The organism is Pseudoalteromonas sp. CO348, assembly GCF_004208845.1.
GTDB classification, from domain to species: Bacteria; Pseudomonadota; Gammaproteobacteria; order Enterobacterales; family Alteromonadaceae; genus Pseudoalteromonas; species Pseudoalteromonas maricaloris.
Window position 1 is genome coordinate 36,350 of record NZ_SGPI01000021.1, and the last position, 14,010, is coordinate 50,359.

The 14,010-nt window shown below is 42.4% G+C and carries 11 protein-coding genes; 7 read left to right on the forward strand and 4 right to left on the reverse strand.

What is annotated here, in order from left to right:
• Positions 1-20 precede the first annotated feature (20 nt).
• On the forward strand, positions 21-2,516 hold the full coding sequence (locus EXT48_RS10445) for an RHS repeat domain-containing protein (RefSeq protein ID WP_130164421.1): 2,496 nt from the start codon (positions 21-23) through the stop codon (positions 2,514-2,516).
• Complete coding sequence (locus tag EXT48_RS10450) at positions 2,517-2,840, forward strand: hypothetical protein (protein ID WP_045989102.1); 324 nt, start codon at positions 2,517-2,519, stop codon at positions 2,838-2,840.
• A 512-nt stretch (positions 2,841-3,352) separates the two neighbouring features.
• Here EXT48_RS10450 and EXT48_RS10455 read toward each other — a convergent pair.
• Entirely contained in the window at positions 3,353-5,512 is a 2,160-nt protein-coding gene (locus tag EXT48_RS10455; RefSeq protein ID WP_130164422.1) for a S46 family peptidase, read from the reverse strand.
• A gap of 276 nt (positions 5,513-5,788) precedes the next feature.
• Here EXT48_RS10455 and EXT48_RS10460 point away from each other — a divergent pair, with 276 nt between their 5' ends.
• From EXT48_RS10460 to EXT48_RS10470, 3 genes are read left to right on the forward strand one after another with little or no spacing between them, the layout of a single operon-like run.
• Positions 5,789-6,451 (forward strand): CDP-alcohol phosphatidyltransferase family protein, encoded by a 663-nt coding sequence (locus EXT48_RS10460; protein ID WP_130164423.1) that lies wholly within the window; start codon positions 5,789-5,791, stop codon positions 6,449-6,451.
• The gene (locus tag EXT48_RS10465; RefSeq protein ID WP_130164424.1) at positions 6,444-7,376 is read left to right on the forward strand and encodes a phosphatidate cytidylyltransferase; all 933 of its coding nucleotides are present in this window, start codon (positions 6,444-6,446) and stop codon (positions 7,374-7,376) included. Before EXT48_RS10460 ends, EXT48_RS10465 begins: the two co-directional genes overlap by 8 nt.
• Before the next feature lie 3 nt (positions 7,377-7,379).
• Positions 7,380-8,030, forward strand: a complete 651-nt coding sequence (locus tag EXT48_RS10470) for a lysophospholipid acyltransferase family protein (protein WP_130164425.1) — start codon at positions 7,380-7,382, stop codon at positions 8,028-8,030.
• A gap of 99 nt (positions 8,031-8,129) precedes the next feature.
• Here the strand turns inward: EXT48_RS10470 and EXT48_RS10475 are convergent, their stop codons facing one another.
• Positions 8,130-8,657 (reverse strand): DUF2931 family protein, encoded by a 528-nt coding sequence (locus EXT48_RS10475; protein WP_130164426.1) that lies wholly within the window; start codon positions 8,655-8,657, stop codon positions 8,130-8,132.
• Complete coding sequence (locus EXT48_RS10480; protein ID WP_130164427.1) at positions 8,654-10,717, reverse strand: DUF2235 domain-containing protein; 2,064 nt, start codon at positions 10,715-10,717, stop codon at positions 8,654-8,656. Before EXT48_RS10480 ends, EXT48_RS10475 begins: the two co-directional genes overlap by 4 nt.
• A gap of 247 nt (positions 10,718-10,964) precedes the next feature.
• Between EXT48_RS10480 and EXT48_RS10485 the strand changes: the two genes are divergently transcribed.
• Positions 10,965-12,560, forward strand: coding sequence for an ABC-F family ATPase (locus EXT48_RS10485; RefSeq protein ID WP_045989109.1), 1,596 nt, complete (start codon positions 10,965-10,967; stop codon positions 12,558-12,560).
• Between the two features lie 154 nt (positions 12,561-12,714).
• Positions 12,715-12,945 (forward strand): hypothetical protein, encoded by a 231-nt coding sequence (locus tag EXT48_RS10490; RefSeq protein ID WP_130164428.1) that lies wholly within the window; start codon positions 12,715-12,717, stop codon positions 12,943-12,945.
• 125 nt (positions 12,946-13,070) lie between these two features.
• Here the strand turns inward: EXT48_RS10490 and EXT48_RS10495 are convergent, their stop codons facing one another.
• Entirely contained in the window at positions 13,071-13,832 is a 762-nt protein-coding gene (locus tag EXT48_RS10495) for a peptidylprolyl isomerase (RefSeq protein WP_130164429.1), read from the reverse strand.
• Positions 13,833-14,010: the final 178 nt, after the last annotated feature.

Sequence of the window (14,010 nt, forward strand, 5' to 3'; positions counted from 1 at the left end):
ATCAAAATGGAATTTGGATTATGCATAAATTTATATTTATCGCTGTGCTGTTTGTTGCAACCACATTAAATGGCAATGTAAATGCGGGCCCCGCAGCTTATAAAACTGGGTATCACTACAATATAGCCAGACAAATCACAGGAGTTGTTCACCCTGACCCTGATAACAGTGGCTCTCTTCTCTTTCAAGCAATGAGGAAAAGCTACAATTCAGCAGGCTTACTAGAAAAAGAGCAATGGGGTGAGCTCGCTTCATGGCCTAGTTACCAAATTGAGCCTAAGGATTGGCATGATTTCAGCGTACATCGCAGTAAAACTTATCGCTATGACAAGTACAAGGTGCTCGTTGCCAACGTAGAAAGAAACCGTCATGGCACTATCAAGAAAATTACTCAGTACAGCTATGATGAGTTTGGCCGTTTGAAATGCGAAATGGTTAATATGTCGACGACCATGGCGCCAGACCCCTGTATAGCTCGGCACCATAACGTAAATTCACAACACAGCGTTTGGGACAGAGTGACTAAGTATGAATACAACACCCATAACCAGCCACTGCGTGTAATTAAAGCCTATGGGACCCCATTACAGCAGGACTATCAAAGCTATACTTACTCAGGTTTATTAAAAGATACGGTTAAAGATGCTAACGGCAATTTAACTGATTACCAATATGATGGCTATGGTCGATTAACTCATATTTATTACCCCAGTAAAACAGAACGCGGCACAGCAAGTAACAGCGATTATCAGCAATACTGGTATGATGCCAACGACAATAAAAAGAAGCTTAGGCAACGCGATGGCACTGTTATTAGCTACACCTTCGACGCCTTGAATCGCATCACAAAGAAAGACTTATCAGGTACGGTAGCCGACGTTTACTACGGCTATAACAATCAAAATTTAGAGCGATATGCTCGCTTTGGCTCAGCTTCAGGACAAGGGATCAGCAATAGCTACAACGGTTTTGGTGAGCTGGTTAGCACCACTGCTAACCTAGCAGGCAACACCCGTACCTTTAGGTATGCTTACGACAAAAATGGCAATCAAATCACAGTCACCTACCCCGATGGCGAGTCCTTTGCCAGTACATACGACGGCTTAGATAGATTAAATAATGTGACAGAAGGACAGAATAATGCCGTGTACCAGCTCACATATGGCAGTAATGGGCTGCGCTCAAAGACCACTCGGTTAGGTTACAACACCACAGAAACCCTTTACCAATTCGATGACATTGGTCGCTTACAATCACTAACTCATGATTTAAAAGGCCAGACATATGACTTGGCAACCAACTTTAGCCACAATCAAGCAAACCAAATCACGGCTATAAGCTTATCAAACGACATCTACCACTATAGCGGCAACGATAACTTAACTGGCAACTATATTGCTAATGGCCTAAATCAGTATACTCGAATTAACGGAAAAACAATCACTTATGACGAAAAAGGCAACCTCAAAAGTGATGGCGCTAAAAGTTACTCTTATGACCACGAAAACCGCCTAACAAAAGTGACTGGTGATGTTACTGCCCTTTTAAAATATGATCCTAAGGGCCGACTTTACCAATATACCGTCAACGGTATCACACGCGAATTTGTATACGATGGCGATAACCTTGCAATGGAATACAATACCAATGGCACCCTCGCCAACCGCTACGTGTATAGTGATAGCATTGACGAACCTTTGTTACGCTACGACTCTGGCGCTATCAGCAACCGAAAATACTACTACCAAAACCACCAAGGTAGCATCATCGCCACCAGCTATTTAACAGGTGACAAAGAGCACATCCTCGCCTATGACAGTTATGGGATCCCAGATAAAGACAACATTGGCCGCTTTGGTTACACTGGCCAAGTATATTTAGATCAGCTCGATTTATACTACTACAAAGCACGGATTTATCATCCAAAGCTAGGGCGTTTCCTCCAGACTGATCCTGTAGGTTATGAAGATCAGATGAATCTTTATGCTTATGTGGGGAATGATCCGATCAATCACACAGATCCTACTGGGAAATTTTTGAATTTCTTAGTTGGTGCCGCTATTGGTGGTGGTCTTGATTTGGGAATGCAGTTGTATAGTCAAATGAAGAATGGAGCTAGCTTAGGTGATGCATTATCTAACGCTGATTATGGGAGTGTTGCCACATCTGCTGCATTAGGGTCCGTTGGAGCAATGGGGACCCAACTTGTAAAAGGTGGTGTAACTGGCGCAATAAAGATTGGTAAGGAAACTGTACAATTGACTTCTAAGACTGAACGAGTTATCGCCGCTACAGATGGGGTAACAAAAGTAGCTGCTGTTGGTGCAATTCAAGCAGGTAGAAAAGGGCAGGATTTAGCTACAGGTGCAGCTGTAAAAGTTACAGATAGTATTACTAGTCCAGTTCCTTCAGGTACAATTATTCAAAAAGGGATGGAATATTTGAATCAAGAGTCACAAGCTAATACAAATAATTGTGGTACAGATTACGATAAGCAAGCAGGAAACAAGTGTTAAATGAATAATCCAAGTTATCTTTCTGAAACATTATTTAATCGAAAAGTTTTTGGGTATGCAGCAATAACTGCATACAAGCACTTGATGTGGCCTATGTGTTTCATAGGACTTCCGTTGGTATTGTTTGGTCTAGAGGGAAATATGATAGAACAAATAACATTTTTTTTAGGTATGTCTTTCGTATTTTTTATACCATATTTAGTACTTTGCTTTACTATGCATCGCTTTTCTCTAAAGAGTCAAAAGCAAAAAGAATCGTTTCTAGCTTTAGATCCAATAGAAAGAGGGAAAATCATTGGTGATGAATTATCTGGTTGGTGGTAAATTTTGAATCCAAAGCCAGCGGAAGCTGGTTTTGTTTTTTTGTCAATGAAAATAGTCGCTTGGTGCCAAATTCAATTGGGTGATCTGCTTAGGTGAAAATCCGTGCCTAAGGTGAATTAGTGTGATTATGTCAAAATCGCTTGGTACTTATACCGTCAATATCCCTTAGTAATCACACTAGTACACTATTATAGAGTATGAGCAGATCGTACATAGTTGGATGAATTGGGAACATTGGGCGGTGCTTTTAAGCATAGGCTTTTTCATGCTCTATTATTCCGTGTTTAGTTTTCGAAAGCTCAGGTTTAAATAAATTTTGAATCCAAAGCCTCGCTAGTCGGGGCTGGGACTCAACCAAACTAGCAATATTTGTGCTACGCAGAATTCTGAACGCCCTCGATATCACCCATAGGTCGGCCTTTAGGCCGACTAACGTTTAAACCTAGAGGGTACCCTATAAACCCAAGGGCTACCCTTTAAACGTTGGGGGGATTGTCGACCTAAAGGTCGACCTACTTTACTATCTTCATTTCATCTAGCAGGTTTTGCGCATTATCAACCTTGTCCATTACCCATAACATGTAACGCGAATCAACATGGATTGAGCGGTTTAGGTTTTTATCGTAATCCCAGTCACCAATAATGCTTTCATATACACCGTCAAATAGTAAACCTACTAACTCCGCTTTCCCATTTAAGGTTGGCGAGCCCGAGTTACCACCTGTGGTATCCACGTTAGAAAGGAAATTCACCGGTACGGTATTCATGCCCCCTGTATATTGACCATATACTTTTTCGCGGATCAACTGCTGTTGCTTTTTCGGCGCGTTAAATGGTTCAACATCGGTATTTTTAGCCAGTAACCCTTCAAGCGAGGTAAATGGCGTTGCCACTAAGCCATCTTGCGGTGAATAACCACCTACCGTACCGTAAGTGACACGGAGTGTGCTGTTAGCATCTGCGTAAACTGGCTTATTTTGCGACTTGTTGTAAGCAATAATGGCTTCCATCAAAGCAGGACGAGCAGATTGCTGCTTACCAGCCAATTCTTTTTCTTCATCTTCGATTTGCTTCATCACTGCAAAAATCGCTTTTGCATATTGAATAAATGGATCAGAGCTCTGATTTAACTGCTCAAGCTCTAAATCTAACATCCAAAGACGGGCTTTTTCATCAGCAAGCTTAGAGTTAGCATACATCTCATCTAGCAGCGCTTGGTGCTTTGCTTTATTGAAGCCGCTTTCAAGTTGAAGCTGCTTATCGACTTCAGCTAAACGCGCTTCTTTTGGCAAGGCTGCATAAAGCTCCATGAAGTAAAGCATAATCGCTTTATCAACTGTTTCATCATAGCGGCGCGTCATACGCTGAAGCCCCGCTTTGATTTTTGGCATATCGCGTTCTTGATAACCACTCTCACGCTCAGCATCAGGCTTTTGTTTTTCAACCGCCAAGCGATAAAGTTGACGCGCAGTAGACATCATTTGCGAACGGTGGATATAGCCAACCATCATATCACGCTCATAATGGGCTTGAGATTGAGCAACCAACTCGCTCAATTCATTTAGCACAGCGCCATACTTTGCTTTACGGTCTGCATCGGCATTAATCCATGCACTCAGATCGCGCTCAAATTGCTGCTTGCGGCTGTACATACTGCCTTTTTTGAAGCTCTCAATCATAGAGCCAAAGTTTTTGATGTAATTGTTGTAACCTGCAATGGTGCTTTCATAAGCGATACGAGCTTGAGAACCTTCTGGTGCATTTTCTTCAATCAGTGCCACATACTTAGAGTTATGTTTACGTACCATGGGGTAAACCGTGTTAAACACATAATCTACTTCAGAAGCAATACGATAACGGTTGGTACGACCCGGATAACCCGTTACCATCACAAAGTCGCCCTCTTGCACGCCTTTTGCACTCACACTCAAAAACGACTCTGGGTTATAAGGTACGTTATCCTTAGAAAACTCAGCTGGCTTACCATCTTTACCCACATATGCACGGTAAAAAGCAAAGTCGCCAGTGTGACGAGGCCACATCCAGTTATCTATATCGCCACCATATTTGCCCACGCCCATCGCAGGTGTATATGCCAAACGAACGTCTTTTATCTCTAGCGATTTAATGAGGTAATATTCCAATCCACCATGAAAGGTGTAAACGTTACAGCGATAGCTTTCATCTTGCTCACACTCAGCAACAAGTTGCTTGCGCTTACTGTCAATGGCATCAAAACGTGCTTTACCGGTCAGTGAGTCCGTCCCAGCATTAACTTTATCCGTTACGTTCGACACTTCTTTAGTCACATAAACGCGTGAGCCCGGTGCCGCCGGCAAGTCTTCACTTGGCTGTTTTGCTAAAAAGCCATTCTCAAGAATATTGTTATCTGTTGTTGAATTGTATTGAATAGAGCCGTATGCACAGTGATGGTTTGTCACCACCAGACCTTTAGGAGAGACAAATGACGCCGTACAACCACCTAAGCTAATCACCGCATTCATCGGGAACTCAGTGAGTTTTGAAATTGACTTAGCATCTATCTCTAGCCCTTTAGACTTTAAAATAGATTCAAGTTCAGGTAGCTGATGTGGTTGCCACATGCCTTCATCGGCAGCAACATACTGAGAAAAGGCCAACACCATGGCCGCGGAGATAGCTTTAATACGCATATTCCAATCCTAAATGTTATATTATTTTAATTGCGGTCAGTAATGTGACCCAAGATAGCGCCAAATAGCAATTTATTTCGGTGGAATTCGATAAACCGATGTAAATATTCTTCCTCAGACTCTCCACTTTACATCGTCTCAAGTGCTAAAGGTAACCCCCCTCTCAGGGTATCTTGTTGGCCTGCCATAGATCATTTATACTGGCTCGAAACAAAGGCAAAGATCATCCATTCTTCAAAAGAGTTGAAGAATACGTATTCTAAGGAAAAGGAAATCATGGAAGACAAATCAAGTCGGCGTCCACTCAAGGTACGCTCAAGCACATATGCTCAGCGCGTTGCCAAATGGCTTAGCAATAAAAATGTCACTCCTAACACTATTTCATTACTCAGCGTGCTATTTGCAACCTGCTCAGCAATCTGTCTTGTGTTGTTACCACTGTCTTCTGGACCACTCATTTGGCTTTTGCCTCTGCTTGCTGCCACATGTATTCAATTTCGCTTATTGTGTAATTTGTTCGATGGCATGGTCGCTATGGAAGGTGGGAAAAGTACCGCATCTGGTGAACTTTTTAACGATATGCCAGACAGGTTTGCCGATGCTTTTGTCATTGTTGCTGTGGGCTATGCACTCCCACAGTTTAGTTACGCAGTCGATATTGCTTGGTGTGCGGCAATACTTGCGATTATGACCGCTTACGTCAGAACCTTGGCAACGAGTACAGGAGCACCTGCCAATTTTTGTGGACCTATGGCAAAACAACATCGAATGGCTTTACTTACATTTGCATGTATTTTTACAGCGATAGAGCCTCTATTCTGGCAACAAGGGGCTGTGTTATACACGTCACTACTTATCATTAGCGTCGGTTCATTCATCACGGTATGTAAACGAGCTATCCTTGCCTACCAATATCTTGAGGACAAACACGATGTTTAATGTCCCTGATCATTCTTTGTATGCCATGGCGTTGGTGGGACTCATTTTAATCACCGCAACGCTTGCTTATTTAGTTATTAGCCGAATACAACGAGATACGGATCATCAAGAATTAAAACTCAGGATCCAATCTTGGTGGTGGATAATTGGCGCTTTTTTTGTCGTACTAGCCTCCAACACACATTTCGCACTTGCCTTTATTGGCTTTTTAAGTTTTCTCGCATTAAAAGAGTTTTTGTCCATTGTGCCAGGACGGCAAACCGATAGACGCGCTATTTTTTGGCTATATTTGAGTATCCCACTGCAATATTATTGGGTTGCAACTCAGTGGTATGGCATGTTTATTATCTTTATTCCTGTTTATATCTTTCTATTTATCCCTATTAGAATGGTGCTCATCGGTGATACAAAAGGATTCATAAAGTCAGCTGGGATCCTTAACTGGGCCGTCATGTTGTGTGTTTTCTCTATTAGTCACCTTGGCTACTTGTTAGTTTTGCCGGTCAAAAACAGTGAGGCGGGTGCCATTGGTCTGGTATTGTATTTACTGTTTACGACTCAATTTAACGACGTTTGCCAATACGTTTGGGGAAAGCTACTCGGCAAACATAAAATCATCCCAAAAGTAAGCCCCAACAAAACATGGCAAGGTTTTATTGGTGGCGTATTTACTACTGCCACATTATCTTGTTTTGTAGCACCAGCACTTACCCCACTATCGACTTTGCAAGGCGCAGGCGCTGGGATCCTTATAGCCGTTACTGGCTTTTTTGGTGATTTAGTTATTTCAAGTGTGAAGCGCGATTTACAAATTAAAGATACAGGGGTCATGATCCCCGGTCATGGTGGTATTTTAGATAGGATGGACAGCCTACTTTACACTTCACCACTATTCTTCCATTACCTATACTATTTGCATTATTAGACTATGTTTGCACATATTGTAAAAATACTTTTCTTTGGATTGATAATAAAACCGGTCGTGTTAATCGCGCTTGGGCTCAACGTTGTTAATCGCAATAAGTTACCAACGCATGGGCCTGCGATCCTCGCGCCAAACCACAACAGCCATTTGGATACCATGGTGTTAATGAGTTTGTTTCCGTTAAGGATGATACATAAAGTTCGACCCGTAGCCGCTGCCGATTATTTTCTCGCCAATAGAATTATCGCTTGGTTTGCACTCCATGTCATTGGCATCATTCCCTTAAATCGAAAGCAAGTGACACGCAAAGCACAGCTATTTGAACAATGCCATGAAGCGTTAAAAAAGCATGAAATCTTAATTTTTTTTCCTGAAGGTTCTCGTGGCGCACCTGAAAAAATGGCGCAGTTAAAGAAAGGCATTTTTCATCTCATTAGTGATTCTAAGTCGGTGCTCGTTTACCCCGTTATGATGCATGGACTTGGCCGCTCCTTACCCAAAGGAGAAGCCCTATTTGTACCATTTAATTGCGATGTCATCGTCGGCGAACCGCTTTCATGCACAAGCCACGCGAGCGAACTAGTACAGGAAATAGAACGACAATTTAAGTTGATGCGACCACTTTGCTTAACATACAGGGCGGACGAAGAGTGATAAAACTTCCCTCTCACAAGCGAAACGCCTATAAAACTGTTCGTTGCCGTGCTCTCCTACCTTACTGTCATATGCTTAAACAGCGGGAATTTGCTTCAGCTAATTAAACATCTCATCGGTTAATTCAAAGGGTTCCCAAGTCGCTTGCGCCGATCCGATTTCTTCTAAAATGCGTCCTTCGACGCCATCAAATGGTGCATTAGAAATCCACATTTTTACTTCACCCTTTTCACCAAAACCGAAGATAATATAGGGCTCAACATCGGTTTCTGTTTCGCCTGTGTAATGGGTAATGCTAGGTAAATTACCCGCGATTTTGTACGCCTTGTCACGCTGTACAGTTAACGCTGCACGATAGTGTTTTCCCTGCTTATAATCCCACCACTGCGCTTTTACTTTATATGGGATTTCGGCTCCCCAAAATGTCCCACTTCCTACGGCATTTCCCCAACCACCGCCTACCGCACCAGCAGGGGGAGAAAATTGTTCGTCAAATATCAATTTCACCATCAAATCGCTTTTTTCGTACGAAGAAATACCTATATGTAATTTTTCTAGCTCGGTATGTGAAGAGCAACTGCAAAGTAACATTACTGCCAGTAAAACGGTATAGAGCCTATTAATCATCCTTTTCTCCAAATTGATTTATTTCCATTTTTATACGCTTTCCACACTCGCACCTGCGGTAGCGCTTTTGCATTATTGTAAAACATTTCCCTTTGTCCATTTTCAGTCACGTACTTTGCTTTCGTTTCCTCACCGTGAGCCAGTTTATCCGTAGTTCCCGTAAACCGAGAACTAATATGAATATAATGCTCGTATAACTTCTGCCAAGCTTGGCTTGTTGGCCCAGCTTTAAGAGCTTTAGGTACCAAAGTTGCGACCTCATTGCTAAGTTCAAAAGGGTAGATACTTTGAAGACGCACCATAGCTCTCAGCGGAACGCCATGTTGAACCGCCTCGTTATACATTTGGTGCAGTCCATAATGGGCAAGGGTATTATCTATTTTACGTCTCCAAACGGGCCGGTATGTGGTGTAAAAATCCTTGTCTCTTCCCGAGCGACTTGCGCCATATCTAAGTCTTTTGAAGCGATAGACCATATCCACATTAATGCCAGGCCACTGATATTTATGTTCAATTGCCAATTTTGCCTGTTGTACTTTTGCTTCATGCTCTGGATTTCCGGGAATACCACGAATGCGCTTTAAAGGATACTCAATATCAATACTGATAGGGGCATACCCGCCCCCAATATCAGAATGAACGCCTGGCAGATAATCTTCTTTATGGTTAGCAAACAAACTTCCACCTTTATTTTTCAATGAGTTTAGTGGGAATTTATCACGCCGCTCATCCCAAGCGGTTAAGTGATATACAGCCCCTGCGCTGGCCTGATTGAGATCGAGTCTAGCCGCCTCCTCTAACTCATCTCTAGCATACAGTTCACTATGATCATTATCTCCATCCCCTCCGATAGACGCAACGGTATCGAAAATACCAACAAAACGAAATACCACCTCTTTATTCGCTAATTTAGTATCTTGCTTTTCTCTCATTTCATTGACCAGATTAACAAACGCTCTTGCTGCCGCTGCGCCACGACTAAAGCCAAAACAATCTACAAGTATCGTATTAGTTAATGCGATACTTGCATTCCTTAAGTTAGAAACAAGTACTTCAACGGCTTTAACTAATCTTTCATCAAATGAATAGGCAACCGCTAAGTCCAGCGTAGTATCCTCTTCGCCGGCTTTGGTCCCAACTCCCTCAATATATCTTTTAAAAAACAGCTTTCCATCAGATTCATACAACTCATGGAGCTTAGCTATATTCGTCGGCTCTTTATCATCAAATGGGTCCAAAATATCGTTGTACTTGTTGTTGCCTGTACCATCAAAGAAAATTCCAATACTCGGTGGCTCGCTAATAAAATATAGGTGTACATTACCCTCATCTGACACTCTGTGTTTAATCAGCTGCACTCCGCCATCAGCACCAATCTTAAGTGCTTTTACTTTTTCTATATCAAGCAAGTCAGCATATGGCACATTGTTAAAAAGCACCTGCTCCGGCACACCCAAAATTTTTGCTTTTAGACTATAGCGACCATCTTCACTCAACTTGCCGAATATCAGAGGCGTTTGTGTTGCCCCTTCAGAGGCTCTGGACAATGTGGGAGTATTAGCACCTTGGATCACAAAACTCACCGCCAACTCCCCTTCCAGCGACACCAATATGCGCTTTTCAGCCACCTCAGGTGATTTATCGACGTTAATCGAGGCCAATACCTGTTCAACCGGTGTTAACGGGTCTAATTGGCTTGCGCCAATGGGCTGATTAGGATCAACCCCACCACTGCTTGTAAAGGCATTGTTTCTAATCTCTGCTTTGAAATAAGACTTGCGTTTAACGATGATTAGCTGCTCTCTAGAACCGGCAGCACTGCCAGACCTTACACTTTGTAAGCCCTTTTTGGTCTTTATAAAAACACGAGTAAATTCGTCACGCTTAACATGGCGCCAATTATGTCTTTGTTGCAATACTATCCAATCACTGGCATGAGGCTTTAGTTGCGTTCTAATTTCTGACGGTAAATGAGCGGTTGTGGTATGGGGTGGTAAGACTTCCAGCTCATCGATTTGTTGGTCAATCAACCAATTATGTTTTTCTTCAACTATTTTCATCCTTGTTCACCAGAGTTAGTTTTTTATATCATCCTTTCGCATTAAAACAGGCTAACATTTAACCACTCAATTGGTAAATAAAATTTAATAAAATCGTAAATAAAACGTCTTATGGCGATAAGTTTTCAACGCCTAGGTCTTTGCTATATCAGCCGCAAAAGTAATGTGTGAGTTAGCCAAACTTTTTACATCATTTGTCACCCATAAATGATAGGATCGCCGCAATTGTCAGTAATGAGTCAAATTTATGCTTTCGTGTAACAACATCACTATGCAGTTTGGTGCAAAACCACTGTTTGAGAATATTTCCGTTAAGTTTGGTGACGGCAACCGCTATGGCCTAATAGGCGCTAACGGCTGCGGTAAATCCACCTTTATGAAAATCCTAAGCAAAGAGCTAGAGCCAAGTGCAGGTAACGTAAACTACGATCCAAACGAGCGCATCGCTAAGCTAAATCAGGATCAATTTGCCTACGAGCAATATACGGTTGTAGACACAGTGATCATGGGTCATAAAGAGCTGTGGGAAATCAAGCAAGAGCGCGATCGCATTTACTCATTACCAGAAATGAGCGAAGAAGACGGCATGCGTGTTGCCGACCTTGAAACGCAATTTGCTGAAATGGATGGCTATTCCGCAGAAGCAAAAGCGGGTGAATTACTCCTCGGTGTGGGTATTCCAACCGAGCAACATTATGGCTTGATGTCAGAAGTTGCTCCGGGCTGGAAACTGCGTGTACTACTTGCACAGGTATTATTTGCAGAGCCAGATATCATGCTCCTAGACGAACCAACCAACAACTTGGATATCTATACTATCAAGTGGTTGGAAGACGTATTGAATCAGCGTGATTGTACTATGATCATCATCTCGCACGACCGTCACTTCTTAAACTCAGTGTGTACACACATGGCGGATATCGACTATGGCGATCTGCGTATTTACTCAGGTAATTACGATGAATACATGTTTGCTGCGACGCAAGCTCGCGAGCGCCTGTTGTCAGACAATGCTAAGAAAAAGGCGCAAATCGCTGAGCTACAGCAGTTCGTTTCGCGCTTCTCTGCAAACGCCTCAAAAGCGAAGCAAGCGACATCTCGTGCTAAGCAAATTGACAAGATCCAACTGGAAGAAGTTAAAGCATCAAGTCGTCAAAATCCATTTATTCGCTTTGAGCAGGAAAAGCCGCTATTCCGTAACGCACTTGAGCTTATCTCGCTATCACAAGGTTATGACGACACCCTATTCTCTGACCTAAATGGCCTTGTTGAAGTTGGCGAGAAAGTTGCCATCATCGGTGAAAATGGTGCCGGTAAAACGACACTACTCAACACCTTAGCAGGCCGTAAAGCGCCACAATCAGGTGAGTATAAATGGTCAGAAAACGCCAATATTGGTTACTATGCGCAAGACCATGCTGACGAATTTGAAAAAAATCTGGATCTTTTCCAATGGATGGAACAGTGGCAACAGCCAGGCGATGATGAGCAAGTCGTACGCGGCTTCCTTGGCCGTATGCTGTTCTCTCAAAACGACATCAAAAAGTCAGTTAAGGTGATCTCAGGTGGTGAACAAGGCCGTATGCTATTTGGTAAAATCATGATGCATAAGCCAAATATCCTACTAATGGACGAACCAACGAACCACATGGATATGGAATCAATTGAGTCTCTCAACTTGGCACTTGAACAATACGAAGGCACGTTATTCTTCGTATCGCACGACCGTCAGTTTGTCTCATCACTTGCAACGCGCATTTGGGAAATTAAAGACGGTAAGATCACCGACTTCCATGGTACGTACGACGAGTACCTCGCGAAGAAAGCCGCTGAAGCCGTATAGGATTAGACTGTTAAGGGCCAATGATTGGCCCTTTTTATTTTCTTAAAAACAGCAGATCATTCCCCCCTCACTCACCAGCACAAAAAATAGACAAACCTGCAATTTTGCTGTTAGGATTGTTCTCGCAAAAATTGGAATAATAAAAGGGTCGGCTATGGAACGTTTACAGAATATGTATTCAATAATGTTGCTGTCTAAGCTGAAAGCAAGCTTTCCAGAATCGTGCGATATCAATCACCACACTTTTTCACTCCCACACGCAGATCAACAACTACTTGAAGATGTTGTGACTACTCACCTCAATGAAGGGCTTATCCAAGCGGATGGCCGTGATCAGTATAGTTTGACGACAAAAGCAATTGCACTGTTTGGCGAAGACGAATAACGAAAACAATAACTTAATAACAAAGAAATAAGCGCACCGAAGTGCGCTTCCAAGTTATTAACCTGAGATCAGGTTAACTAGGGACTGTGATGCTATCGTTAGCATCTGTAACCAAAGTGACTTGGTTACCTATGAAATCTACGTCTAAATCCGACAATACCAGCCAACAACATAAGGCCGGCAAACATTGAACCGCCAGATGAATCAGAGTCAGTTGAAGGCTTATCAGGCACTTGATCAATCAAGGTATTTGCTTTTGGACTTAAGCCTTGAGCTGATTTGGGGTCATCATCCAGCACAGTAATTGCGTTTATGGTCACAAAGTTAGCTGCCCCCGGCTCACTATTGCTATCTTTACACTGTTCATCAGTGAAGTTAACTAATGGCACATTACCGCAACGAGGAATTTTTGCTATCGCTGCTAATATTTCCATGCCATTACCAGTCACTTGACCAAAAACTGTGAAGCCACCGTTATCAACGTCCAAATTCTTACTGTTGTCTACCAAGTTAAAGAACCATTGGCTTGTCGCACTGTCAGGTCTATTTGCTACCTTTGCCATTGCAATGGTGCCTTTTACGTTAGACCACTCAGGTTCATTTTTTACAGCATCGTAAGTAGCGATGGCGTCAAGGGGCACGTCTCCTTCATATTTGAAGCCGCCACCTTGCACAACAAAATCTGGAATAACGCGGTGAATAACCGTATCAGAATAACGCCCGTTATCTACGTATTTCAAAAAGTTTTCCACGGTTTTAGGCGTGCTTTCATCAAATAGATTGACCTGAAAGCTACCATGAGAAGTTTGAAATTCGACAATCGTTGCATTAGCAGCAAAGCTTCCTAACAAAGTTGAAGCGAGCAATAGAGAGTTTAGCTTGAACATACTTTTCCACTTGGTTATTTTAATTCTCTTTGCAAACTAGAATAAAAATTTATTTATAAGTCGGCTAGCAATTCATTGTCAGTGGTAACAATTAAGAACATTTGCAGACTTAGATTTACAAAAACCGGTTAGGAACCCACCACATCTTGAGCAAGTTTTAGTCAAACAAACGTAGTTC